The 24,874-nt window shown below is 39.2% G+C and carries 35 protein-coding genes; 29 read left to right on the forward strand and 6 right to left on the reverse strand.

Translation table 11 applies throughout. The annotated features are described in order from the left end of the window. Positions 1-8: 8 nt before the first annotated feature. From rplB to K4Z77_RS00775, 29 genes are all read left to right on the forward strand, one after another. On the forward strand, positions 9-842 hold the full coding sequence (gene rplB / locus K4Z77_RS00635) for a 50S ribosomal protein L2 (protein WP_000512911.1): 834 nt from the start codon (positions 9-11) through the stop codon (positions 840-842). 103 nt (positions 843-945) lie between these two features. Continuing rightward, positions 946-1,227: a 30S ribosomal protein S19 gene (rpsS, locus tag K4Z77_RS00640; RefSeq protein ID WP_000533766.1), complete on the forward strand. Its 282-nt coding sequence runs from the start codon at positions 946-948 to the stop codon at positions 1,225-1,227. A gap of 11 nt (positions 1,228-1,238) precedes the next feature. Continuing rightward, a complete protein-coding gene (rplV, locus tag K4Z77_RS00645) occupies positions 1,239-1,583 on the forward strand; it encodes a 50S ribosomal protein L22 (protein WP_000818137.1) in 345 nt (114 codons plus the stop codon). A 12-nt stretch (positions 1,584-1,595) separates the two neighbouring features. Beyond that, entirely contained in the window at positions 1,596-2,249 is a 654-nt protein-coding gene (rpsC, locus tag K4Z77_RS00650) for a 30S ribosomal protein S3 (RefSeq protein ID WP_000529936.1), read from the forward strand. A gap of 3 nt (positions 2,250-2,252) precedes the next feature. Continuing rightward, on the forward strand, positions 2,253-2,666 hold the full coding sequence (gene rplP, locus K4Z77_RS00655; protein WP_000960946.1) for a 50S ribosomal protein L16: 414 nt from the start codon (positions 2,253-2,255) through the stop codon (positions 2,664-2,666). A gap of 9 nt (positions 2,667-2,675) precedes the next feature. Continuing rightward, positions 2,676-2,882, forward strand: a complete 207-nt coding sequence (gene rpmC, locus K4Z77_RS00660; protein ID WP_000772918.1) for a 50S ribosomal protein L29 — start codon at positions 2,676-2,678, stop codon at positions 2,880-2,882. Positions 2,883-2,906: 24 nt separating this feature from the next. Beyond that, entirely contained in the window at positions 2,907-3,167 is a 261-nt protein-coding gene (gene rpsQ, locus K4Z77_RS00665) for a 30S ribosomal protein S17 (RefSeq protein ID WP_000440801.1), read from the forward strand. 25 nt (positions 3,168-3,192) lie between these two features. Next, positions 3,193-3,561 (forward strand): 50S ribosomal protein L14, encoded by a 369-nt coding sequence (gene rplN / locus K4Z77_RS00670; RefSeq protein WP_000616545.1) that lies wholly within the window; start codon positions 3,193-3,195, stop codon positions 3,559-3,561. 78 nt (positions 3,562-3,639) lie between these two features. Next, complete coding sequence (gene rplX, locus K4Z77_RS00675; protein ID WP_000497691.1) at positions 3,640-3,945, forward strand: 50S ribosomal protein L24; 306 nt, start codon at positions 3,640-3,642, stop codon at positions 3,943-3,945. 23 nt (positions 3,946-3,968) lie between these two features. Continuing rightward, positions 3,969-4,511, forward strand: coding sequence for a 50S ribosomal protein L5 (gene rplE, locus K4Z77_RS00680; RefSeq protein WP_000013542.1), 543 nt, complete (start codon positions 3,969-3,971; stop codon positions 4,509-4,511). Positions 4,512-4,528: 17 nt separating this feature from the next. Continuing rightward, positions 4,529-4,714, forward strand: coding sequence for a type Z 30S ribosomal protein S14 (locus tag K4Z77_RS00685; protein ID WP_001085697.1), 186 nt, complete (start codon positions 4,529-4,531; stop codon positions 4,712-4,714). Positions 4,715-4,998: 284 nt separating this feature from the next. Next, positions 4,999-5,397 carry a 30S ribosomal protein S8 gene (gene rpsH / locus K4Z77_RS00690; protein WP_000245504.1) on the forward strand — a complete coding sequence of 133 codons (399 nt, stop codon included), beginning with the start codon at positions 4,999-5,001 and terminating at the stop codon, positions 5,395-5,397. A gap of 225 nt (positions 5,398-5,622) precedes the next feature. Next, positions 5,623-6,159: a 50S ribosomal protein L6 gene (gene rplF / locus K4Z77_RS00695; protein ID WP_000086626.1), complete on the forward strand. Its 537-nt coding sequence runs from the start codon at positions 5,623-5,625 to the stop codon at positions 6,157-6,159. 83 nt (positions 6,160-6,242) lie between these two features. Then, positions 6,243-6,599 carry a 50S ribosomal protein L18 gene (rplR, locus tag K4Z77_RS00700; protein WP_000624044.1) on the forward strand — a complete coding sequence of 119 codons (357 nt, stop codon included), beginning with the start codon at positions 6,243-6,245 and terminating at the stop codon, positions 6,597-6,599. Positions 6,600-6,616: 17 nt separating this feature from the next. Continuing rightward, entirely contained in the window at positions 6,617-7,111 is a 495-nt protein-coding gene (rpsE, locus tag K4Z77_RS00705; RefSeq protein WP_000874202.1) for a 30S ribosomal protein S5, read from the forward strand. A gap of 13 nt (positions 7,112-7,124) precedes the next feature. Beyond that, the gene (gene rpmD, locus K4Z77_RS00710) at positions 7,125-7,307 is read left to right on the forward strand and encodes a 50S ribosomal protein L30 (RefSeq protein WP_000057241.1); all 183 of its coding nucleotides are present in this window, start codon (positions 7,125-7,127) and stop codon (positions 7,305-7,307) included. 144 nt (positions 7,308-7,451) lie between these two features. Next, the gene (rplO, locus tag K4Z77_RS00715; RefSeq protein WP_000766088.1) at positions 7,452-7,892 is read left to right on the forward strand and encodes a 50S ribosomal protein L15; all 441 of its coding nucleotides are present in this window, start codon (positions 7,452-7,454) and stop codon (positions 7,890-7,892) included. Between the two features lie 12 nt (positions 7,893-7,904). After that, positions 7,905-9,215: a preprotein translocase subunit SecY gene (secY, locus tag K4Z77_RS00720; RefSeq protein ID WP_000465403.1), complete on the forward strand. Its 1,311-nt coding sequence runs from the start codon at positions 7,905-7,907 to the stop codon at positions 9,213-9,215. Between the two features lie 149 nt (positions 9,216-9,364). Further along, entirely contained in the window at positions 9,365-10,003 is a 639-nt protein-coding gene (locus K4Z77_RS00725; protein ID WP_224218145.1) for an adenylate kinase, read from the forward strand. A 116-nt stretch (positions 10,004-10,119) separates the two neighbouring features. Then, positions 10,120-10,338: a translation initiation factor IF-1 gene (gene infA / locus K4Z77_RS00730; protein ID WP_001029883.1), complete on the forward strand. Its 219-nt coding sequence runs from the start codon at positions 10,120-10,122 to the stop codon at positions 10,336-10,338. Between the two features lie 24 nt (positions 10,339-10,362). Next, positions 10,363-10,479: a 50S ribosomal protein L36 gene (gene rpmJ, locus K4Z77_RS00735; RefSeq protein WP_001808836.1), complete on the forward strand. Its 117-nt coding sequence runs from the start codon at positions 10,363-10,365 to the stop codon at positions 10,477-10,479. 17 nt (positions 10,480-10,496) lie between these two features. Further along, the gene (gene rpsM, locus K4Z77_RS00740) at positions 10,497-10,862 is read left to right on the forward strand and encodes a 30S ribosomal protein S13 (RefSeq protein WP_000090781.1); all 366 of its coding nucleotides are present in this window, start codon (positions 10,497-10,499) and stop codon (positions 10,860-10,862) included. Between the two features lie 17 nt (positions 10,863-10,879). Then, a complete protein-coding gene (gene rpsK, locus K4Z77_RS00745; protein WP_001118385.1) occupies positions 10,880-11,263 on the forward strand; it encodes a 30S ribosomal protein S11 in 384 nt (127 codons plus the stop codon). 42 nt (positions 11,264-11,305) lie between these two features. Then, positions 11,306-12,241 carry a DNA-directed RNA polymerase subunit alpha gene (locus tag K4Z77_RS00750; RefSeq protein ID WP_000568988.1) on the forward strand — a complete coding sequence of 312 codons (936 nt, stop codon included), beginning with the start codon at positions 11,306-11,308 and terminating at the stop codon, positions 12,239-12,241. An 11-nt stretch (positions 12,242-12,252) separates the two neighbouring features. Beyond that, positions 12,253-12,639: a 50S ribosomal protein L17 gene (rplQ, locus tag K4Z77_RS00755; protein ID WP_000331493.1), complete on the forward strand. Its 387-nt coding sequence runs from the start codon at positions 12,253-12,255 to the stop codon at positions 12,637-12,639. Positions 12,640-12,903: 264 nt separating this feature from the next. Continuing rightward, on the forward strand, positions 12,904-13,170 hold the full coding sequence (locus K4Z77_RS00760) for an ACT domain-containing protein (RefSeq protein WP_031233450.1): 267 nt from the start codon (positions 12,904-12,906) through the stop codon (positions 13,168-13,170). A gap of 9 nt (positions 13,171-13,179) precedes the next feature. Further along, positions 13,180-14,517, forward strand: a complete 1,338-nt coding sequence (locus tag K4Z77_RS00765) for a PFL family protein (RefSeq protein ID WP_224218146.1) — start codon at positions 13,180-13,182, stop codon at positions 14,515-14,517. Between the two features lie 17 nt (positions 14,518-14,534). Further along, complete coding sequence (locus tag K4Z77_RS00770; protein ID WP_000711930.1) at positions 14,535-16,046, forward strand: N-acetylmuramoyl-L-alanine amidase family protein; 1,512 nt, start codon at positions 14,535-14,537, stop codon at positions 16,044-16,046. A 231-nt stretch (positions 16,047-16,277) separates the two neighbouring features. After that, positions 16,278-16,970: a histidine phosphatase family protein gene (locus K4Z77_RS00775; RefSeq protein WP_000241549.1), complete on the forward strand. Its 693-nt coding sequence runs from the start codon at positions 16,278-16,280 to the stop codon at positions 16,968-16,970. A 99-nt stretch (positions 16,971-17,069) separates the two neighbouring features. Here the strand turns inward: K4Z77_RS00775 and K4Z77_RS00780 are convergent, their stop codons facing one another. The 6 genes from K4Z77_RS00780 to K4Z77_RS00805 form a co-directional block, all read right to left on the reverse strand. Further along, on the reverse strand, positions 17,070-18,728 hold the full coding sequence (locus tag K4Z77_RS00780; RefSeq protein ID WP_203175604.1) for an ABC transporter permease: 1,659 nt from the start codon (positions 18,726-18,728) through the stop codon (positions 17,070-17,072). Continuing rightward, a complete protein-coding gene (locus tag K4Z77_RS00785) occupies positions 18,718-19,809 on the reverse strand; it encodes an ABC transporter ATP-binding protein (protein ID WP_049521551.1) in 1,092 nt (363 codons plus the stop codon). The genes K4Z77_RS00780 and K4Z77_RS00785 overlap by 11 nt, the downstream gene beginning before the upstream one ends. A gap of 12 nt (positions 19,810-19,821) precedes the next feature. Further along, entirely contained in the window at positions 19,822-20,868 is a 1,047-nt protein-coding gene (locus K4Z77_RS00790) for an ABC transporter substrate-binding protein (RefSeq protein WP_000731166.1), read from the reverse strand. Between the two features lie 161 nt (positions 20,869-21,029). Next, positions 21,030-22,070, reverse strand: coding sequence for an ABC transporter substrate-binding protein (locus K4Z77_RS00795; RefSeq protein ID WP_224218147.1), 1,041 nt, complete (start codon positions 22,068-22,070; stop codon positions 21,030-21,032). A 298-nt stretch (positions 22,071-22,368) separates the two neighbouring features. Then, a complete protein-coding gene (locus K4Z77_RS00800; RefSeq protein ID WP_224218148.1) occupies positions 22,369-23,139 on the reverse strand; it encodes a response regulator transcription factor in 771 nt (256 codons plus the stop codon). Then, positions 23,132-24,781, reverse strand: coding sequence for a sensor histidine kinase (locus tag K4Z77_RS00805; RefSeq protein WP_224218149.1), 1,650 nt, complete (start codon positions 24,779-24,781; stop codon positions 23,132-23,134). The genes K4Z77_RS00800 and K4Z77_RS00805 overlap by 8 nt, the downstream gene beginning before the upstream one ends. Positions 24,782-24,874: the final 93 nt, after the last annotated feature.

Below are 24,874 nucleotides of genomic sequence, written 5' to 3' on the forward strand. Positions count from 1 at the left end.
GAAATATCGTGGGAATTCGTGTTTATAAACCAACAACAAACGGTCGCCGTAATATGACTTCTTTGGATTTCGCTGAAATCACAACAAGCACTCCTGAAAAATCATTGCTTGTTGCATTGAAGAGCAAGGCTGGTCGTAACAACAACGGTCGTATCACAGTTCGTCACCAAGGTGGTGGACACAAACGTTTCTACCGTTTGGTTGACTTCAAACGTAACAAAGACAACGTTGAAGCAGTTGTTAAAACAATCGAGTACGATCCAAACCGTTCTGCAAATATCGCTCTTGTACACTACACTGACGGTGTGAAAGCATACATCATCGCTCCAAAAGGTCTTGAAGTAGGTCAACGTATCGTTTCAGGTCCAGAAGCAGATATCAAAGTCGGAAACGCTCTTCCACTTGCTAACATCCCAGTTGGTACTTTGATCCACAACATCGAGTTGAAACCAGGTCGTGGTGGTGAATTGGTACGTGCTGCTGGAGCATCTGCTCAAGTATTGGGTTCTGAAGGTAAATACGTTCTTGTTCGTCTTCAATCAGGTGAAGTTCGTATGATTCTTGGAACTTGCCGTGCTACAGTTGGTGTCGTCGGAAACGAACAACATGGACTTGTAAACCTTGGTAAAGCAGGACGTAGCCGTTGGAAAGGTATCCGCCCAACAGTTCGTGGTTCTGTAATGAACCCTAACGATCACCCACACGGTGGTGGTGAAGGTAAAGCACCAGTTGGTCGTAAAGCACCATCTACTCCATGGGGCAAACCTGCTCTTGGTCTTAAAACTCGTAATAAGAAAGCGAAATCTGACAAACTTATCGTTCGTCGTCGCAACGAGAAATAATATTAAACTAGTCGCCTAAGCAACTAGTAAATCCGCCAGCTCGGTAGCGCTCCATAGGAGCGCAAGCCGCTGTGGTACAACATTTAAAGGAGAAAATATAAAAATGGGACGCAGTCTTAAAAAAGGACCTTTCGTCGATGAGCATTTGATGAAAAAAGTTGAAGCTCAAGCTAACGACGAAAAGAAAAAAGTTATTAAAACTTGGTCACGTCGTTCAACGATCTTCCCAAGTTTCATTGGTTACACTATTGCAGTTTATGACGGACGTAAACACGTACCTGTTTACATCCAAGAAGACATGGTAGGTCACAAACTTGGTGAATTTGCACCAACTCGTACTTACAAAGGTCACGCTGCAGACGACAAGAAAACACGTAGAAAATAAGGAGAACATAAATGGCAGAAATTACTTCAGCTAAAGCAATGGCTCGTACAGTACGTGTTTCACCTCGTAAATCACGTCTTGTTCTTGATAACATTCGTGGTAAAAGCGTAGCCGATGCAATTGCAATCTTGACATTCACACCAAACAAAGCTGCTGAAATCATCTTGAAAGTTTTGAACTCAGCAGTAGCTAACGCTGAAAACAACTTTGGTTTGGATAAAGCTAACTTGGTAGTATCCGAAGCATTCGCAAACGAAGGACCAACTATGAAACGTTTCCGTCCACGTGCGAAAGGTTCAGCTTCACCAATCAACAAACGTACAGCTCACATCACTGTAGCTGTTGCAGAAAAATAAGGAGGTAAAATCGTGGGTCAAAAAGTACATCCAATTGGTATGCGTGTCGGCATCATCCGTGATTGGGATGCCAAATGGTATGCTGAAAAAGAATACGCGGATTACCTTCATGAAGATCTTGCAATCCGTAAATTCGTTCAAAAAGAACTTGCTGACGCAGCAGTTTCAACTATCGAAATCGAACGCGCAGTAAACAAAGTTAACGTTTCACTTCACACTGCTAAACCAGGTATGGTTATCGGTAAAGGTGGTGCTAACGTTGATGCACTCCGTGCGAAACTTAACAAATTGACTGGAAAACAAGTACACATCAACATCATCGAAATCAAACAACCTGATTTGGATGCTCACCTTGTAGGTGAAGGAATTGCTCGTCAATTGGAGCAACGTGTAGCTTTCCGTCGTGCACAAAAACAAGCAATCCAACGTGCAATGCGTGCTGGAGCTAAAGGAATCAAAACTCAAGTATCAGGTCGTTTGAACGGTGCAGATATTGCCCGTGCTGAAGGATACTCTGAAGGAACTGTTCCACTTCACACACTTCGTGCAGATATCGATTACGCTTGGGAAGAAGCAGATACTACATACGGTAAACTTGGTGTTAAAGTATGGATCTACCGTGGTGAAGTTCTTCCAGCTCGCAAAAACACTAAAGGAGGTAAATAACCAATGTTAGTACCTAAACGTGTTAAACACCGTCGTGAATTCCGTGGAAAAATGCGCGGTGAAGCAAAAGGTGGAAAAGAAGTAGCATTCGGTGAATACGGTCTTCAAGCTACAACTAGCCACTGGATCACTAACCGCCAAATCGAAGCTGCTCGTATCGCCATGACTCGTTACATGAAACGTGGTGGTAAAGTTTGGATTAAAATCTTCCCACACAAATCATACACTGCTAAAGCTATCGGTGTGCGTATGGGATCTGGTAAAGGGGCACCTGAAGGTTGGGTAGCACCAGTTAAACGTGGTAAAGTGATGTTCGAAATCGCTGGTGTATCTGAAGAGATCGCTCGCGAAGCGCTTCGTCTTGCTAGCCACAAATTGCCAGTTAAATGTAAATTCGTAAAACGTGAAGCAGAATAAGGAGAAGGCATGAAACTTAATGAAGTAAAAGAATTTGTTAAAGAACTTCGTGGTCTTTCTCAAGAAGAACTCGCGAAGCGCGAAAACGAATTGAAAAAAGAATTGTTTGAACTTCGTTTCCAAGCTGCTACTGGTCAATTGGAACAAACAGCTCGCCTGAAAGAAGTTAAAAAACAAATCGCTCGTATCAAAACAGTTCAATCTGAAGCGAAATAATAGACTAGGGAAGGAGAAATTTCAATGGAACGCAATAATCGTAAAGTTCTTGTTGGACGTGTTGTATCTGACAAAATGGACAAAACAATCACAGTTGTAGTTGAAACAAAACGTAACCACCCAGTCTATGGTAAACGTATTAACTACTCTAAAAAATACAAAGCTCATGATGAAAACAATGTTGCCAAAGAAGGCGATATCGTACGTATCATGGAAACTCGTCCGCTTTCAGCTACAAAACGTTTCCGTCTTGTAGAAGTTGTTGAAGAAGCGGTCATCATCTAATCAAACCTGAAAGGAGAAAACTGAAATGATTCAAACAGAAACTCGTTTGAAAGTCGCAGACAACAGCGGTGCTCGCGAAATCTTGACTATCAAAGTTCTTGGTGGTTCAGGACGTAAATTTGCAAACATCGGTGATGTTATCGTGGCATCTGTAAAACAAGCTACTCCTGGTGGTGCGGTTAAAAAAGGTGACGTTGTTAAAGCAGTTATCGTTCGTACTAAATCAGGTGCTCGTCGTGCTGATGGTTCATACATCAAATTTGACGAAAACGCAGCAGTTATCATCCGTGAAGACAAAACTCCTCGCGGAACACGTATCTTTGGACCAGTTGCACGTGAATTGCGTGAAGGTGGCTTCATGAAGATCGTGTCACTTGCTCCAGAAGTACTTTAATTTTTAGAAACAAACTAGTCCCCTGGATTTACCTCCAGGGTGCCCTTATGGGCGTAAGAAAAATCAAGGAGAAACCTAATGTTTGTAAAAAAAGGCGACAAAGTTCGCGTAATCGCTGGTAAAGATAAGGGAACAGAAGCTGTTGTCCTTACTGCCCTTCCAAAAGTAAACAAAGTTATCGTTGAAGGTGTTAACATCGTTAAGAAACACCAACGTCCAACTAACGAGCTTCCTCAAGGTGGTATCATCGAGAAAGAAGCAGCTATCCACGTATCAAACGTTCAAGTTTTGGACAAAAATGGTGTAGCTGGTCGTGTTGGTTACAAATTTGTAGACGGTAAAAAAGTTCGCTACAACAAAAAATCAGGCGAAGTGCTTGATTAATCACGAAGGAAAGGAGAAGTATAATGGCAAATCGTTTAAAAGAAAAATATCTTAATGAAGTAGTTCCTGCTTTGACAGAACAATTCAACTACTCATCAGTGATGGCTGTGCCTAAAGTAGATAAGATCGTTTTGAACATGGGTGTTGGTGAAGCTGTATCAAACGCTAAAAGCCTTGAAAAAGCTGCTGAAGAATTGGCACTTATCTCAGGTCAAAAACCACTTATCACTAAAGCTAAAAAATCAATCGCCGGCTTCCGTCTTCGTGAAGGTGTTGCGATCGGTGCAAAAGTTACCCTTCGTGGTGAACGTATGTACGAATTCTTGGATAAATTGGTTTCAGTTTCACTTCCACGTGTACGTGACTTCCACGGTGTTCCAACAAAATCATTTGATGGACGCGGAAACTACACACTTGGTGTGAAAGAACAATTGATCTTCCCAGAAATCAACTTCGATGACGTTGACAAAACTCGTGGTCTTGACATCGTTATCGTAACAACTGCTAACACTGACGAAGAGTCACGTGCATTGCTTACAGGCCTTGGAATGCCTTTTGCAAAATAATATAGGAGGTAAATCTAATGGCTAAAAAATCAATGATTGCTAAGAACAAACGTCCAGCGAAGTTCTCTACTCAAGCTTATACTCGTTGTGAAAAATGTGGTCGTCCACATTCAGTTTACCGCAAATTTAAACTTTGCCGTGTTTGCTTCCGTGAATTAGCTTACAAAGGACAAATTCCTGGTGTAACAAAAGCATCTTGGTAATTTAAGATATCAAGGGCGTCAAAACTCTAAGTGAAAATAGGAAACTTGACGAAGAAACTGAAGTTTCTAGGAAAGTTTATCTTTTTCACACAGAGTTTAGCCCGGGTTCAGTTGGTTTTGCCAATTTGAACACGAGCTACAGCTTTGGCAAAAAAGACCAATTTGCTTTGGAGCATCGCTCCTGCATCAAATTGCCTATTTTTGCTCTTGCTGATACGCTCTTTGTATCATGTATTAACTAGCAAGTGCAACTTGCAAACTACTAGTAAGAGGAGAAAAACAAAATGGTTATGACTGACCCAATCGCAGACTTCCTAACTCGTATTCGTAACGCTAACCAAGCGAAACACGAAGTACTTGAAGTACCTGCATCAAACATCAAAAAAGGGATTGCTGAAATCCTTAAACGCGAAGGTTTTGTAAAAAACGTTGAAATCATCGAAGATGACAAACAAGGCATCATCCGTGTATTCCTTAAATACGGACCAAACGGTGAAAAAGTTATCACTAACTTGAAACGTGTTTCTAAACCAGGACTTCGTGTCTACAAAAAACGTGAAGACCTTCCAAAAGTTCTTAACGGACTTGGAATTGCTATCCTTTCAACTTCTGAAGGTTTGCTTACTGATAAAGAAGCACGCCAAAAGAATGTTGGTGGTGAGGTTATCGCTTACGTTTGGTAATTGATGATGTGAGAGCGTTAAAAGAATGCAGTGAAAATAGGAAGTTTGTAGCCGGAGCGATGCTCCAAGACAAACTTATCTTTTTCACCAAATTCTTAGCTCGAACTCAAATCAAGATACAAAGCTCGTTAGAGCGTGTTCAGTTCAGCTCTTGAACTAAATAAGTATCTTAACCCCGTGAAAACTGGCCGTTCTGGCCTGACAATTTAACAGGAGAAAATAAACATGTCACGTATTGGTAATAAAGTTATCGTGTTGCCTGCTGGTGTTGAAATCACTAACAATGACAACGTTGTAACTGTAAAAGGACCTAAAGGAGAACTTACTCGTGAGTTCTCAAAAGATATTGAAATCCGTGTGGAAGGTACTGAAGTAACTCTTCACCGTCCAAACGATTCAAAAGAAATGAAAACTATTCACGGAACTACTCGTGCCCTTTTGAACAACATGGTTGTTGGTGTATCAGAAGGATTCAAGAAAGAACTTGAAATGCGCGGGGTTGGTTACCGTGCACAACTTCAAGGATCTAAACTTGTTTTGGCTGTTGGTAAATCTCATCCAGACGAAGTTGAAGCTCCAGAAGGAATTACTTTTGAACTTCCAAACCCAACAACAATCGTTGTTAGCGGAATTTCAAAAGAAGTAGTTGGTCAAACAGCTGCTTACGTACGTAGCCTTCGTTCACCAGAACCATATAAAGGTAAAGGTATCCGTTATGTTGGTGAATTCGTTCGCCGTAAAGAAGGTAAAACAGGTAAATAATGTTGAGTGGTTGATTCTCAAACACCAACCTATTTTCCAACTTTGTGCATAGCACACGATTTAAAACTAAAGAGGTGAAAACTGTGATTTCAAAACCAGATAAAAACAAACTCCGCCAAAAACGCCACCGTCGCGTTCGCGGAAAACTCTCTGGAACTGCTGATCGCCCACGTTTGAACGTATTCCGTTCTAATACAGGCATCTACGCTCAAGTGATTGATGACGTAGCGGGTGTAACGCTCGCAAGTGCTTCAACTCTTGACAAAGAAGTTTCAAAAGGAACTAAAACTGAACAAGCCGTTGCTGTCGGTAAACTCGTTGCAGAACGTGCAAACGCTAAAGGTATTTCAGAAGTGGTGTTCGACCGCGGTGGATATCTATATCACGGACGTGTGAAAGCTTTGGCTGATGCAGCTCGTGAAAACGGATTGAAATTCTAATAGGAGGACACTAGAAAATGGCATTTAAAGACAATGCAGTTGAATTAGAAGAACGCGTAGTTGCTGTCAACCGTGTTACAAAAGTTGTTAAAGGTGGACGTCGTCTTCGTTTCGCAGCTCTTGTTGTTGTTGGTGACCACAACGGTCGCGTAGGATTTGGTACTGGTAAAGCTCAAGAAGTTCCAGAAGCAATCCGTAAAGCAGTAGATGATGCTAAGAAAAACTTGATCGAAGTTCCTATGGTTGGAACAACAATCCCACACGAAGTTCTTTCAGAATTCGGTGGAGCTAAAGTATTGTTGAAACCTGCTGTAGAAGGTTCTGGAGTTGCCGCTGGTGGTGCAGTTCGTGCCGTTGTGGAATTGGCAGGTGTGGCAGATATTACATCTAAATCACTTGGTTCTAACACTCCAATCAACATTGTTCGTGCAACTGTTGAAGGTTTGAAACAATTGAAACGCGCTGAAGAAGTTGCTGCCCTTCGTGGTATTTCAGTTTCTGATTTGGCATAAGAAAGGGGATAAAATGGCTCAAATTAAAATTACTTTGACTAAGTCTCCAATCGGACGCATTCCATCACAACGTAAAACTGTTGTAGCACTTGGACTTGGCAAATTGAACAGCTCTGTTATTAAGGAAGATAACGCTGCTATCCGTGGTATGATCACAGCAGTATCTCACTTGGTAACAGTTGAAGAAGTAAACTAATGAATTTTTAGGGGATGTGCACTATACCATCCCCTAAAACTAGATATAGTCATCTATGATGATGTTGTATAGGCGAGTTGATGGGGGAGACAACCTTTTCTCCCTTATCGGCGCTAGCATTTTACAAAAGAGGAGAAAATAAAAATGAAACTTCATGAATTGAAACCTGCAGAAGGTTCTCGTAAAGTACGTAACCGCGTTGGTCGTGGTACTTCATCAGGTAACGGTAAAACATCTGGTCGTGGTCAAAAAGGTCAAAAAGCTCGTAGCGGTGGCGGAGTTCGCCTTGGTTTTGAAGGTGGACAAACTCCATTGTTCCGTCGTCTTCCAAAACGTGGATTCACTAACATCAACGCTAAAGAATACGCAATTGTGAATCTTGATCAATTGAACGTCTTTGAAGATGGTGCTGAAGTTACTCCAGTTGTTCTTATCGAAGCAGGAATTGTTAAAGCTGAAAAATCAGGTATTAAAGTTCTTGGTAACGGTGAGTTGACTAAGAAATTGACTGTGAAAGCAGCTAAATTCTCTAAATCAGCTGAAGAAGCTATCACTGCTAAAGGTGGTTCAGTAGAAGTCATCTAAGAGAGGTGACCTATGTTTTTTAAATTATTAAGAGAAGCTCTTAAAGTCAAGCAAGTTCGATCAAAAATTTTATTTACAATTTTTATCGTTTTGGTCTTTCGTATCGGAACTAGTATTACAGTTCCTGGTGTGAATGCCAATAGCTTGAATGCTTTAAGTGGATTATCCTTCTTAAACATGTTGAGCTTGGTGTCAGGGAATGCCATGAAAAACTTCTCAGTTTTTGCTCTTGGTGTTAGTCCCTACATTACGGCCTCTATCGTTGTCCAACTCTTGCAAATGGATATTTTACCCAAGTTTGTAGAGTGGGGTAAACAAGGGGAAGTAGGTCGAAGAAAATTAAATCAAGCTACTCGTTATATTGCTCTTGTTTTAGCCTTTGTGCAATCTATCGGGATTACAGCTGGTTTTAATACTTTGGCTGGAGCTCAATTATTGAAAACAGCTCTTACTCCACAAGTCTTTATCATGATTGGTATCATCTTAACAGCTGGTAGTATGATTGTGACTTGGTTGGGAGAGCAGATTACAGATAAGGGATACGGAAATGGTGTTTCTATGATTATCTTTGCCGGGATTGTTGCCTCAATTCCAGAGATGATTCAGGGCATCTATGTAGACTACTTTGTGAACGTCCCAAGTAGCCGTATCAACTCATCTATCATTTTCGTAATCATTTTGATTATTACTGTATTGTTGATCATTTATTTTACAACTTATGTTCAACAAGCAGAATACAAAATTCCAATCCAATATACCAAGGTTGCACAAGGTGCTCCATCTAGCTCTTACCTTCCTTTGAAGGTAAACCCTGCTGGAGTTATCCCTGTTATCTTTGCAAGTTCGATTACTGCAGCGCCTGCGGCTATTCTTCAGTTTTTGAGCGCTACAGGTCATGATTGGGCTTGGGTAAGAACAGCACAAGAAATGTTGGCAACAACTTCACCAACTGGTATTGCCATGTATGCTTTGTTGATTATTCTCTTTACATTCTTCTATACGTTTGTACAGATTAATCCTGAAAAAGCGGCAGAAAACCTACAAAAGAGCGGTGCCTATATCCACGGAGTTCGTCCTGGTAAAGGGACAGAAGAATATATGTCTAAACTTCTTCGTCGTCTTGCAACTGTTGGTTCTCTCTTCCTTGGTGTGATTTCTATTTTACCGATCGTAGCAAAAGATGTTTTCGGACTTTCAGAAGCAGTTGCTTTTGGAGGAACCAGTCTTTTGATCATTATCTCTACAGGTATTGAAGGAATCAAACAATTGGAAGGTTACCTATTGAAACGTAAGTATGTTGGTTTCATGGACAGAACAGAATAAAAGTAATTACTGAATCAGTAATTACTGAGGGAGTGGAGGTTTAACTCTAACATTTGTGAGAGTTTGGTCTCCCCTCTTCTATTTTGTTTTTAAATAGGGGTGAAAAGATTTTTTGCTTCTATTTAAAAATAAAATAAGGAGATCAAATCATGAATCTTTTGATTATGGGCTTACCTGGTGCAGGTAAGGGAACTCAAGCAGCAAAAATTGTAGAACAATTCCATGTTGCACATATCTCAACAGGTGATATGTTCCGCGCTGCAATGGCAAATCAAACTGAAATGGGTGTTCTTGCTAAGTCATACATTGACAAGGGTGAATTGGTTCCTGACGAAGTTACAAATGGAATCGTAAAAGAACGTCTTTCACAAGATGATATTAAAGAAACAGGATTCTTGTTGGATGGTTATCCACGTACAATCGAACAAGCTCATGCCTTGGACAAAACATTGGCTGAACTTGGCATTGAACTAGAAGGTGTCATCAACATTGAAGTAAATCCTGACAGCCTCTTGGAACGTTTGAGTGGTCGTATCATCCACCGCGTAACTGGAGAAACTTTCCACAAGGTCTTTAACCCACCAGTTGACTATAAAGAAGAAGATTACTACCAACGTGAAGATGATAAGCCTGAGACAGTGAAACGTCGTTTGGATGTGAATATTGCTCAAGGAGAACCAATCATTGCTCACTACCGTGCCAAAGGTTTGGTTCATAACATCGAAGGTAATCAAGATATCAATGATGTCTTCTCAGATATCGAAAAAGTATTGACAAATTTGAAATAAAGCGTTTTTCACACTTGCAAAAATCCGCTACAAATGTTATACTGAGATAGTCTGACTTATAATTGTTGTCTCTGTGTCTAGAGGCATCGAATCGAAATTTATGGAGGTGCTTTTGCGTGGCAAAAGACGATGTGATTGAAGTTGAAGGCAAAGTAGTTGATACAATGCCGAATGCAATGTTTACGGTTGAACTTGAAAATGGACATCAGATTTTAGCAACAGTTTCTGGTAAAATTCGTAAAAACTATATTCGTATTTTAGCGGGAGATCGTGTTACTGTCGAAATGAGTCCATATGACTTGACACGTGGACGTATCACTTACCGCTTTAAATAATCGAAAAACTTGGAGGGATAAGAAATGAAAGTAAGACCATCGGTCAAACCAATTTGCGAATACTGTAAAGTTATTCGTCGTAATGGTCGTGTTATGGTAATTTGCCCAGCAAATCCAAAACACAAACAACGTCAAGGATAAGATAGAAAGGAGAAAACATGGCTCGTATTGCTGGAGTTGACATTCCAAATGACAAACGCGTAGTAATCTCATTGACTTATGTTTATGGTATCGGACTTGCAACATCTAAGAAAATTTTGGCTGCTGCTGGAATCTCAGAAGATGTTCGTGTACGTGATTTGACATCAGATCAAGAAGATGCTATCCGTCGTGAAGTGGATGCAATCAAAGTTGAAGGTGACCTTCGTCGTGAAGTAAACTTGAACATTAAACGTTTGATGGAAATCGGTTCATACCGTGGTATCCGTCACCGTCGTGGACTTCCTGTCCGTGGACAAAACACTAAAAACAACGCTCGCACTCGTAAAGGTAAAGCTGTTGCGATTGCTGGTAAGAAAAAATAATATAGGAGGTAAAAGTCTTGGCTAAACCAACACGTAAACGTCGTGTGAAAAAGAATATCGAATCTGGTATTGCTCATATTCACGCTACATTTAATAACACTATTGTTATGATTACTGATGTGCATGGTAATGCAATTGCTTGGTCATCAGCTGGTGCTCTTGGTTTCAAAGGTTCTCGTAAATCTACACCATTCGCTGCTCAAATGGCTTCTGAAGCTGCTGCTAAATCTGCACAAGAACACGGTCTTAAATCAGTTGAAGTTACTGTAAAAGGTCCAGGTTCTGGTCGTGAGTCAGCTATTCGTGCGCTTGCTGCCGCTGGTCTTGAAGTAACAGCAATTCGTGATGTGACTCCAGTGCCACACAATGGTGCTCGTCCTCCAAAACGTCGCCGTGTATAATCATCGCATTACACTGCTTTTCGTTTAAGAGGGAGTAACTAAATGATCGAGTTTGAAAAACCAAATATAACAAAAATTGATGAAAATAAAGATTATGGCAAGTTTGTAATCGAACCACTTGAACGTGGCTACGGTACAACTCTTGGTAACTCTCTTCGTCGTGTACTTCTAGCTTCTCTACCAGGAGCAGCTGTGACATCTATCAATATTGATGGTGTGTTACATGAGTTTGACACAGTTCCAGGTGTTCGTGAAGACGTGATGCAAATCATTCTGAACATTAAAGGAATTGCAGTGAAATCGTACGTTGAAGACGAAAAAATCATCGAACTAGATGTTGAAGGTCCTGCTGAAGTAACAGCTGGTGACATTTTGACAGATAGCGATATTGAAATTGTAAATCCAGATCATTATCTCTTTACAATCGGTGAAGGTTCTTCCCTAAAAGCGACTATGACTGTTAACAGTGGTCGTGGATATGTACCTGCTGATGAAAATAAAAAGGATAATGCACCAGTTGGAACACTTGCTGTAGATTCTATTTATACACCAGTTACAAAAGTCAACTATCAAGTGGAACCTGCTCGTGTAGGTAGCAATGATGGATTTGACAAACTAACCCTTGAAATCTTGACAAATGGAACAATTATTCCAGAAGATGCTTTAGGGCTTTCAGCACGTATTTTGACAGAACATCTTGATTTGTTTACAAATCTTACTGAGATTGCTAAGTCAACTGAAGTGATGAAAGAAGCTGATACTGAATCTGACGATCGTATTTTGGATCGTACGATTGAGGAACTGGACTTGTCTGTGCGTTCATACAACTGTTTGAAACGTGCCGGTATCAATACTGTGCATGATTTGACAGAAAAATCTGAAGCAGAGATGATGAAAGTACGAAATCTTGGACGCAAGAGTTTGGAAGAAGTGAAACTCAAACTCATTGATTTGGGTCTTGGATTAAAAGATAAATAAAGGAGGAATACATGGCTTACCGTAAACTAGGACGCACTAGCTCACAACGTAAAGCAATGCTTCGCGATTTGACAACTGACCTTTTGATCAACGAATCAATCGTGACAACTGAAGCTCGTGCTAAAGAAATCCGTAAAACTGTTGAAAAAATGATTACTCTAGGTAAACGTGGTGATTTGCATGCACGTCGTCAAGCAGCTGCTTTCGTACGTAATGAAATCGCATCTGAAAACTATGATGAAGCAACTGACAAGTACACTTCTACTACAGCACTTCAAAAATTGTTCTCAGAAATCGCACCTCGTTATGCTGAACGTAACGGTGGATACACTCGTATCCTTAAAACTGAACCACGTCGTGGTGATGCAGCACCAATGGCGATCATCGAATTAGTATAAAATCATCAATTTTGTTGAGTGTTATGATGATGGAGTCTTGTGCTCTTAGTCTAGCTCTGGTCTACCGCTAGGATTTCGGTCCTAGCGGGAACACTCATCATAAGTTGGGATAGTAGACGCTTGTTTACGAAATTGTTTTTTTCTTAAGAACAACTTCGTAAGCAGGCGTTTTTGAGTATTTTCGTTAGAATTATGCTATACTAATTGAAAAGAATCCTGTTTAATGTTCAGGTTTCCTATTAAAAGAAGAATTGGAGTTTGCTTATGAAAGCGATTATAACTGTTGTTGGTAAAGATAAATCTGGAATTGTTGCAGGTGTTTCTAGTAAAATTGCAGAATTGGGTTTGAACATAGACGATATTTCTCAAACTGTTTTGGATGAATATTTTACGATGATGGCTGTCGTCTCTAGCGATGAAAAGCAAGATTTTACCTATCTTCGTAATGAATTTGAAGCTTTTGGGCAAACTTTGAATGTGAAAATCAATATTCAGAGTGCAGCGATTTTCGAAGCTATGTATAATATCTAGGAGGTGCACATGGATATTAGACAAGTTACTGAAACCATCGCCATGATTGAGGAGCAGAACTTCGATATCAGAACCATTACCATGGGGATTTCCCTTTTGGACTGTATCGATCCAGATATCAATCGTGCTGCGGAGAAAATTTATCAAAAGATTACGACCAAGGCGGCTAATTTAGTGGCTGTGGGGGATGAAATTGCAGCTGAGTTGGGAATTCCTATCGTTAATAAGCGTGTATCGGTGACTCCCATTTCTCTGATTGGGGCAGCGACAGATGCCGCAGACTATGTAGTTTTGGCAAAAGCGCTTGATAAGGCTGCGAAAGAAATCGGTGTGGATTTTATTGGTGGTTTCTCTGCCTTGGTACAAAAAGGTTATCAAAAGGGAGATGAGATTCTCATCAATTCTATTCCTCGTGCTTTGGCTGAAACGGACAAGGTCTGCTCGTCAGTCAATATCGGCTCAACCAAGTCTGGTATCAATATGACGGCTGTCGCAGATATGGGACGAGTTATCAAGGAAACGGCAAATCTTTCAGATATGGGGGTAGCTAAGCTGGTTGTATTTGCTAATGCGGTTGAGGACAATCCATTTATGGCGGGTGCCTTCCATGGTGTTGGGGAAGCAGATGTTATCATCAATGTTGGAGTTTCCGGTCCTGGTGTGGTGAAACGTGCCTTGGAAAAAGTTCGTGGACAGAGCTTTGATGTAGTAGCCGAAACAGTTAAGAAAACTGCCTTTAAAATCACTCGTATCGGTCAATTGGTTGGCCAAATGGCCAGTGAGAGACTGGGTGTGGAATTTGGTATTGTGGACTTGAGTTTGGCGCCAACTCCTGCGGTTGGAGATTCTGTAGCACGTGTCCTTGAGGAAATGGGGCTAGAAACAGTTGGTACGCATGGAACAACGGCTGCCTTGGCTCTTTTGAATGACCAAGTTAAGAAGGGCGGAGTGATGGCCTGCAACCAAGTCGGTGGTTTGTCTGGTGCCTTTATCCCTGTTTCAGAGGATGAAGGAATGATTGCTGCAGTGCAAAATGGCTCTCTTAATTTGGAAAAACTAGAAGCCATGACGGCTATCTGTTCTGTTGGTTTGGATATGATTGCCATTCCAGAAGATACACCTGCTGAAACCATTGCGGCTATGATTGCAGATGAAGCTGCAATTGGTGTCATTAACATGAAAACAACAGCTGTTCGTATTATTCCAAAAGGAAAAGAAGGCGATATGATTGAATTTGGTGGCCTATTAGGAACTGCGCCTGTTATGAAGGTCAATGGGGCTTCGTCTTTCGATTTCATCTCTCGTGGAGGACAAATCCCAGCACCAATTCATAGTTTTAAAAATTAAGAAAATAGGAGAAAATGATGAAAAAAGAAATGAAACATGCTTTAGTAGCTTTGGGACTGTCGACTTTACTAGTACCAACGTTTGCCAATCAAGTAGTTTATGCGCAGGAAGAAAGCCATGAAACTACCACTAGTGTGAGTCCAGAAGAGATTAAGAAAGAAATAGATAAAATTAAAAAATCTTATATAGAATTACAGGATAAGAATAAGCAGAAGCTATTAAATGAGATTGAGCAAATTGATTGGAAGATAATTTCTTTTTCTCAGGATGATGTAAAAGAAATCAAGAACAAAATCCCTGAAATATTGTCAAATCGTAATCAATGGATGTTCGAATCTTTGAAGAGACAAGAAGAGGAAATTGCAAATTATCCTCATTTTCCAGATTGGAAATCTAGATTATATGATATTGTTCCACTTGAAAGAAATGAAGCATTGCTGAAAGTGCTTAGGAGAGACATTAACGGAGTGATTTTCCATATTGCAGTTCTAAAAAAGAAAGAGCGCATCATTTCACAAATAACTAACAATCCATATTATACAAATGTCGAGAGAGAAAACATGCTAAAAGAAGCTTCATTAGCATATAATAGTTACGACGGTCCAGGTGGGCCTAGATGGATTTCTATATATTTGCCTTCATATTCTGATGTAAATGAAGATGTAAATATATATACTAAAAAAATAGTTTCTATGTTGTCTGACGATTTTCAAGCATTTTCATTAGCACCTACTGAAAAGAATATCAGAGAAGTTAATGCTGTTGCCTTTATGGAGAAGACGGCCATTAGTAATGATGATTCACTTTCGAAAGCAGATAAAGTTTCTATGTTTAGTAAGATTGATGACATAGTAGAAGAAGCTGTTAAAAAGATCAAAACAGAAGCGGATATACATGAGGATGGTAATTACAAAAATAGTCGAATGCTATCCCCTGAAGAGTTATCTGTCTTTACTAAGCGTATCGAAGATGTTTACCAAGGCAAAGCTAAGCCTAAGGTGACAAAAGAAGAGGCTATTCAAGCAGTTTCTACTGGAACTTCATCCTCAGTTTCAACTTCAACTCAATCTACCGTTACCTCTAATGGAGAGACTAAGAAAGATCATCAAGCAAGTAAGTGGTTTAAAGAGTCTGGGAAATGGTACTACAATGACCTCTCTGGCAATCTTGTAAGAAATCGTTGGGTAGGCCGTTATTATCTAAAAGCAGATGCTTCAATGGCTGCAAGCGAATGGATTTATGATGAAGATTATAAGAGCTGGTTTTATGTAGATTCAACTGGTAGTTATGTGGAGAAAGCTTGGCAGGGCGAATACTACCTAAAACGTGGCGGTTACATGGCTAAGAGTGAGTGGGTATTTGATTCTCAGTATGATAGTTGGTATTATCTGAACCAAGATGGTAAGTACGCTCGTAACCAATGGATTAAGGATGGGGATAAGTGGTATTACTTGTTAGCTGATGGGAAATTGGCAAAAAATATGACCATTAACGGCTATAAAGTAAATGAAAAAGGTGAATGGGTATAATTTTTTAAGTTCTATTTAAGGTTAGGTGTGTATACTATAGTCATTAAATAAAGACCTCCTAATATTATTTGAAACAGATAACACTGATTTAGTTTGAATTTGATTTTCATCTAATATCTTTATTTAATGAACTCCTAAACTTTTTCATAATAATCTCCTGCAAAAGTCGCCTGTATGGGTGGCTTTTGTTTTATCATCCATGATATAATAGAAACAAACGGAGGACGGAAAATGGTAAAAGTACGATTGTATTTGGTACGTCATGGCAAGACTATGTTTAACACGATTGGTCGAGCGCAAGGTTGGAGCGATACTCCCTTAACAGCTGAAGGTGAACGAGGGATTCAAGAGTTAGGAATCGGCTTGCGGGAATCTGGTCTACAGTTTGAGCGTGCTTATTCGAGTGATTCTGGTCGCACCATTCAGACTATGGGAATCATCCTTGATGAACTTGGTTTGCAGGGGAAAATCCCTTATCGCATGGACAAGCGTATCAGAGAATGGTGTTTTGGTAGCTTTGACGGAGCCTACGACGGTGATCTTTTCATGGGTATTATTCCTCGTATCTTTAATGTGGACCACGTTCACCAATTGTCTTATGCTGAACTGGCTGAGGGTTTGGTAGAGGTCGATACAGCTGGTTGGGCTGAAGGATGGGAAAAACTCAGTGGCCGCATCAAAGAAGGTTTTGAAGCGATTGCCAAAGAAATGGAAGAACAAGGTGGGGGCAACGCTCTCGTTGTCAGCCATGGAATGACCATTGGAACCATTGTTTATCTGATTAATGGTATGCATCCGCATGGTCTCGATAATGGTAGCGTGACAATCCTTGAATATGAGGACGGCCAGTTTAGCGTTGAAGTCGTCGGCGATCGTAGTTACCGAGAACTAGGACGTGAGAAGATGGAGGAAGTCTCCATTTAATCAGTCTAGACTTGCTTGCCATGAGCTAGGAATTTGATAAGAATATCAAGATAAGAAAAAACAGCCGAGAATTCTTTCGGCTGTTTTTGATGGGGAAAACTAAAGTGTAATGCTATTGCTTTTAGATATTTTCATAAACAAGAGCAAGGAACCTACTGTTAGAACAGTTAGGATAGTTGACAAGGCTGCCGCAACACCGTAATTTCCTCTGAGAACCTCTGTATAAATGGCTACAGTCATTGTTCTTGTTTTGACATTGTAGAGGAGGATAGAAGTAGAGAGTTCTGAAATCATTGTGACCCAAGATAGGATGGCTCCAGAAATAATACCAGATAGCATCATTGGAGTTGTAATCTTGGCAAAGGTATTGAGACGGCTACTTCCTAAGCTTTCAGCAGCTTCTTCAATACTTGGTGCTATTTGTTGCAAGCTAGCAACAGATGAGCGAATAGTATACGGCAATCTTCTGACAGATAGGGACATAATTAAGATGAAAGCTGTCCCTGTAATCATAAGAAATCCACTTCCAAATAGACCGGTATTGAAGGAAGAAATGAAGGCAATCCCTAGAACGGTTCCTGGTACAATATAAGGGACCATACTGAGGCTGTCAATTAAGTTTGTAAACAAATTCCGTTTTCTAACGGCTAGGTAGGAGATAAATGTTGCGAATAGGACAACTAGAACTAAGGCAATCAAAGGGATACGAATGGTATTGAAAATAGCAGATCCCATACGATTGAAAGCTACCTTGTAACTGTTTAGAGAATAACCTTTGACAAATACCATACCTGATGTTTTTAGGAAAGAAGTATAAATCAAGTAGACTTGAGGTAGAACAGAGAACAAGATAATTCCGTAGACTGTTGCATAAATGGCAACCATTTTTCCTTTTGTGGTTTTTTTAGGTTCAATTGGGTGGAGCGAATTCATACTGAAACTGTAGCGATTTGAAATGTATTTTTGGATAAGGAAAATTGCCAAGGCAATGATAATCGCCATAATTGCTAAAGCAGATGCAAAGGCAGAATTTCCTCCAACCTCGCTAATAAATTGGGTATAAATCAAGACGGGGAAAGTCCGATATCCTTCACCAATCAACATAGGCGTTCCAAAGTCTGAGAATGCTCTCATAAATACAAGTAGGGCAGCTGCTAGTAAGGTTGGAACTAGGAGAGGCAAAACAACCGTTACGATACGCTTAAATCCGAAGGAACCCATGCTTTCAGCAGCTTCAAGTAGAGAATTGTCAATACTCTTCATTGTCCCAGCAACGTATAGAAATACCAGTGGGAATAGTTGAAGTGTAAAGACAAGTACAATTCCTTTGAATCCATAAATATCAATAGCTGGAAGATGAAGAGCATTTGTCAGGAATTTAGTAATGACCCCATTTCGTCCCAGCAAGAGAATCCAGGAGTAGGCTCCCACGAACGGAGCTGACATAGAAGCAATGATAATTAATATTTGTAGAAATTTCTTTCCCTTGAAGTCATACATAGAGAAGAGATAAGCTAATAAGGTTCCTACGACTAAGGAAGTGACAGTAGCGGTAATGGAGACCTTGAAACTGTTGACAAGTGTCTCAGAGTAGTAGGCTTTACTAAAGAAAGTAACAAAATTAGCTAGTGAAAATTGTCCCTCATGTATGAGTGCTTGCTTGAGCACGGTAACGATAGGATAAACCAGAAAGACAAGATAGGTAAGAAATATGAAGAAAGAGGAGGCTGTCCAAATATTTAGTTTTTTACGTTCCATGGTTGACTCCTTTTATCAGGTTTTGCGAACCATCTGCAGAAAAGACGTTTAATTTTTGAGTATTGATTCGTAGGCGAATACGATCGCCTTTTTGTAGATCTTCTTCAAAAGTTGATTCTTCGCTAACCTGAATTTTTGAGGCAAATCCTGTTTCGATGAAATACTCCGTATTTAGTCCAAGATAGACGCTATCGCTAATAGTTCCTTCAATATCTCCAGATTCATCTTTGATAAACTCTTCAGGACGGATGCTTACATGAATAGCTTGTGCTTCAGCCTGATCAAGGGCTGGCATTCGAAGGGCATAGCCATCTGAAAAGACGATATAAGCGCCGTCGCTCCGTTTTTCAAGAGTGGCAGGGATAATATTTGTGCGTCCGATAAAGGTTGCTACAAACTCATTAGCTGGTTTATGATAGAGTTCTTTTGGTCGACCGATTTGTTGGATGACTCCGTCTTTCATAACAGCAATTTGGTCTGAAATAGCCATAGCTTCTTCTTGGTCGTGGGTCACATAAACAGTTGTAATACCCACTTCGTGTTGGATTTCTCGAATAGCTTGACGCATATCCAAGCGAAGTTTGGCATCTAGGTTACTAAGTGGTTCGTCCATGAGGAGAACACTTGGATTAACCGCTAAGGCACGTGCCAAGGCGACACGTTGTTGTTGTCCACCACTAAGTTTATCGGGCTTTCGATCCGCATATTGAGCAATTTGCATGAGTTCAAGATATTTATTGGTCTGTTGTACCAATTCTTCTTTTGGAACCTTCTTTTGCTTAAGACCAAAAGCAACATTATCTCGGACAGTCAAATGTGGGAAAATAGCGTAGTTTTGAAAAACCATGCCAATATTGCGTTTGCTGGGTTCCATATTATTGATTTTTGTATCATCGAAGTAAAATTCTCCGCCTTCGATACTGTTGAAACCTGCAATCATACGAAGAAGAGTCGTTTTGCCACATCCTGAAGGTCCAAGAAGGGTAAAGAGACTTCCTTTTGGAATTGTAATGTTCAAATTCTCAATAACAGGGACGTCGTGGTAGATTTTTTTGGCGTTAATAATTTTGATCTCACTCATAGTGAACCTCTTTTACTGTTTAGATTGGATATCTGTAAAGACTTCGTTGTATTTCTTAACAATATCTGATTTATTCTTGATGACATAATCATAATCTTCAGTGAGTGTTTTGATTTTGTCAATTGGTTTCATATTTTCGCTTGTTTTAGCATTTTTACGAACAGGACGGTTAGTAGTGGTTGTACCAAGTGTATCTTGTACTTCTTGAGAGATAATAAAATCGATAAATTTCTTGGCATTTTCCATGTTTTTAGCTTTTTTAACGATAGCGGCACTAGCAGGTAGGAAGACGGTTCCTTCTTTTGGATAGACTACCTTAATGTTAGCTCCGTCATTTAAGAGTTTAACTGCTGGATCTTCATAAGAGAGCCCAACAGCCATTTCTCCGTCAGCGACTGCTTTATAGACACCAGATGAACTTGAACCGATTTTCCCATCAATAAGTGTGAAGAGATCTTTTACATAAGACCAGGCTTTATCGTCTTTGTAACCACCTTGAGCTTGTAGCATATTTGTTAATTGAGCAAAGGCGCTAGAAGAGTTTGCTGGGTCAGCAGTTGCAATTTTTCCTTTTAGTTCAGGTTTGAGAAGGTCGCTATATCCTTCGATATTCATCCCTTTAGTTAAATCAGGGTTGACGATTAAAACACTACCATCTAGTGTATAAGGAGTAGAGTAGCCAGTCGTGTTTTGATATTCTTTGATAACATTATCATTTTCTTTTGAAGTATAGTTTTCAAAGAGTTCTCCGTGGGTAGCATATTGTGTATAAGAACCACCAAAGATGACATCGGCTACAGGAGCTTCTTTTTCTGACTCTAGTTTTTTGAAAAGTTCTCCAGTACCAGCTTGAATCAGTTCTACTTTGATACCATATTTTTCTTCAAAGGCAGGAATAGTTGCTCCGATTAAGCCCTCTGAGTTTGGTGAATAAACGACTAGCGAACCGCCGTCTCCTTTATCAGATGAACCGCCATCGGCAGATTCATTAGAAGAACAAGCAGCAAGACCAAAAAGAGCTAGTCCGCAAGCAGCATAATACATCCATTTCTTTTTCATGATGGATACCTCCGTTGTGTTATTTAAGTTTATTTTAAAACAATGTAAGCGTTTTTAAAACCGATAATTCTATTCTATTAGAGTAAAATTCTCTACAAAAACGGAAGTAATCTTTTGATTTTATAGCAGGGTTTGACAGTTAATCACTGTTAAGTCAAATTTTATTTTTTAGATTGGATATCTGTAAAAATGTCATTGTACTTTTTAAGAATAGCAGATTTATTTTTAATGACATAATCGGAATCTTCAGTGGCAATATTGATTTTTGTCATAGCCTTCATATTTTTATTGGTTTTAGCATTTTTACGAATGGGTCTGATTGTAGTTTCAGTTCCTAGCTTATCTTGGATTTCTTGAGAAAGGAGGAAATCGATAAATTTCTTGGCATTTTCCATGTGTTTGGCATTTTTGACGATAGCCGCGTTACCAGGTAAAAAGACGGTTCCTTCTTTTGGATAAATGACTTTTACATCAACTCCATCATTTAAGAGTTTTAAGGCAGGGTCTTCATAGGTGAGTCCAACAGCCATTTCCCCATCGGCGACAGCTTTGTAAACATTTGAAGAGCTAGATGCAATTTTTCCATCTACTAGAGTAAATAGATTTTTCACATAGGTCCAAGCTTGTTCATTTTCGTATCCACCTTGATCTACAAGCATGTTTGTTAATTGTGCAAAGGCGCTAGAAGCATTACTAGGATCAGCAGTAGCAATTTTTCCTTTTAATTTAGGATTGAGTAGATCATTGTAACCTTCAATTTTTATATCTTTTGTAAGGGCTGAATTGGCAATGATAACACTGACATCCAGTGTATAAGGTGTGTAGAATCCTGTTTTATTTTGATATTCAGGGATTATCTGGTCGTTTTCTTGGGAAATATAAGGTTCAAAAAGATTTTCGTTAGAAGAGAAGAGGGCGTAGGAGCCTCCGAAAATGACATCAGCTACAGGGGATTCTTTTTCGGCCTCAGCTTTTTTGAACAATTCACCAGTGCTGGCTTGTACTAAGTCAACCTTAATACCATATTTTTCTTCGAAGGCTGGGACTGTTTCTTCGATAAGGTCTTCAGGGTTAGGCGAGTAGACAACCAAAGTGTTATCTGAATCTTTTTCAGTGCTAGTTTCCGCTTCTATAGGTGAAGAACATCCTGATAAAGAAAGGAATATCCAGCTAAAAGAGAGAAAGAATAGTATTTTTTTCATAAGTATCTCCTTTTTTACGAACATTTTCTCTACCTAGATTATTAATGTTTTTAAATTGTAGAATCCTACAGGATATAATAAAAACCTTAAAGAAATCTAAAACGAAAAATAGGGAATGAGTTCCTAGAGCAAGGATGGGTACACTGTAACTGGGATTTCGATGGTAATCCTCTTCAAAGCACGTCATTTTATCTGTGATCTCAAAGCTATGATTTGAGCAGCTTGTAGCGAGTTTCCTAGTTTGCTCTAGTATAAGTATAAAATAAAAAGATTGCCTGAACTGAGCAATCCTTTTACATTAATGGTTTTTATCCATAAGTTTTAATTCTTTTGGAGAAATATGGAGATACTTTTTAAAAACTTTGGCAAAATATTTATAATCTGAAAATCCAACTTGTTCAGAGATATCGCTTAGGGGGGAATTGGGGGACTCAGCTATTTTATCTATAGCTTGCTTGAGGCGGTAGCGTAAGATATATTCATTTAGTGTCATTGGGAAGTCTTCTTTGATAACCTTATATAGATAGCTTTCACTGTATCCTAGATTATCTGCAATGGTAGAAATGGTAAAGTGCATGCAGTAGTGTTGGTGCACAAATTCAAGAATTTGCTGAATGATTTGGTTTTGTGTATCAACTTGTTGGATAGAGGTGAGTAAAGTTTGATATTCTTCTAAAAAAGGAGTTTCTTGATAAGTGCTAACTCTTAATCGCAAAACAATTTTTTGAAGACATTCTGTCAACTCCTTGGTATCAATTGGTTTGGATAAGAAATCAACTGCTCCATATTGCATGGCTTTTTTGGCATTTTGAAAATCGTTATAGCCTGATAAGATAACTTTTTCATAAGAAAGGGTACGAGTGGCTTCGAACATCATAAAAGCATCCATAATTGGCATTGTGATGTCTGTTAAGACAATATGAGGTTCTTTTTCTTGGATGAGTTTCATTCCCTCTTGACCGTGACTGGCAGTTCCTACTACTTGGATACCTAAGGCAGAGTAGTCTACGGCAATCTCTAGCCATTTTCGAATGAGGTGTTCGTCTTCTACGATAATGAGCTTAAACATGAGTTAGTCCTTTCGTTATAAATTTGACCCAAGTTTCTCCTTGGCGATTGACTCCTAAATCTAGCTGGACATCAGAAAAGAAATTACTCAATCGTTTATAGCTGTTAACGATGCCATGCTGGGTATGAGGACTTTCTAAAGAGTCTAAAATAGAGAGTCGCTCTTGTTTTGTGAGTCCACCAGCATTATCCTTGACTAAAAAAGTCAGAGAATCTGATTCTAAGGTAATTTGGATATCTATATGAAGATCAATACGGTATTGCATCCCATATTTTATAGCATTTTCTACTAGAGGAAGCAAGAAAAGTTTAGGAATAGGCTGATTATCAACAGTTTCTGGACATACAATGTTATAGGAAAAGTGCTCGAAACGAATTTTATGAATAATAAGGTAATCCTCTATAATTTTTAAATCCTGACAAATAGTTGTTTCTTTTTCTAAATCAGTGATACTGTAGCGAAGAATGCGCGTGAGATTTTGAATCAGGTCTTGTGTTAGAGCTGCATCCATTAAAGAAGTAATTTTAATTGTCTCAAGCGTATTGTAGAGAAAATGAGGATTGAACTGAGCTTCCAGCATTTTTCTTTCAAAAATCCACTTTTCTTTTTCTATGGTTAGCATTTTTTGATGAAGTTGATCTAATTCGTACAACATATTGTTGATTTTTTCTGCCATAAACTCAAACTCATCACCTGTTTGTAGAGAAAGCCTTTTTTCTGCTTGTTTAGGAATTTCTTGAAGTTGGTAAACCAAACTTTCAATAGGAACAGCATTGTGTGTGGCAATCTTATGAGCAATTCGCCTTGCTTGCCAGAAGTAGAGGAAGAATATACATAAGGTGAGAATGGAGGCTAGACCAAGTAAGCTAGGAATGGGAAAAAAGGATTGAAAAGTATAGATTGAAAAAATAGCACCGACTTTTTCTTTTTGAACAATAAGCGGTTCATTCGCATACCAGTGGGTGCGAGAGTGTAGGAGTTTTTCATCAAATTTTTCAAGAGTGGAACGAGTAAACTGATTTGTATTGTTGGAAAACATATTTCCAAAGCTATCGGTAATGATGTATTTGGAATTGATCATTGGGAAACTTGAGATGAAATCATTCTCATTTACGAAAGCAATAGTATATGCCTTAACTCGTTGGTTTTGAAGTAGTGGTTTGATAAAGAGTGTGTAATGTTGCTTATCTGAAGAGAGTGCAATTTTTTCTGTAACTTTATCTTGAGAAGGATTTTGAATGAGCAGTTTTAGATAGTAGGGTGATAAAATACTTTCTTGGTGATTTCGATTGGTACTAAATAGTAATTCACCTGTATCGCTTAGGATAATGAGGTCAGAACTAAGCTTCAGTCTAGCTTTTGTCTCGTAAAATAAGCTAAAAACTTCTCGCTCTGTGTGTTTGCCATCCAAAAATCCTGGAATCATTTTATGGTTCATAGTAGTCAGGAGCTCATTATTGGCTTCTTTCATCCCTTGAACCTGTTTGACAATCTGTCTCGTATCTTTGGAGAGTTGTTGCTCTTGTAAAAAATAGGAAAAACCAAAAAGTAAAATGAGTAGTAAAAGAGAGGTCACAAAGGCTGCGATAGAGCTTCTATGGAGAATTTCTTTTTGGAGAGATTTTTTAAAGGAATGAGACATCCGCTACCTCCTTGGAAGGGTTTTCTGTTATAAGTATAGCAGTTTAAAAATTCTAGAGCAAGGTAAAATAGAAAAGTATAAAATAGAACGAGA

The organism is Streptococcus mitis subsp. hohhotensis, assembly GCF_020089495.2.
GTDB lineage: Bacteria > Bacillota > Bacilli > Lactobacillales > Streptococcaceae > Streptococcus > Streptococcus hohhotensis.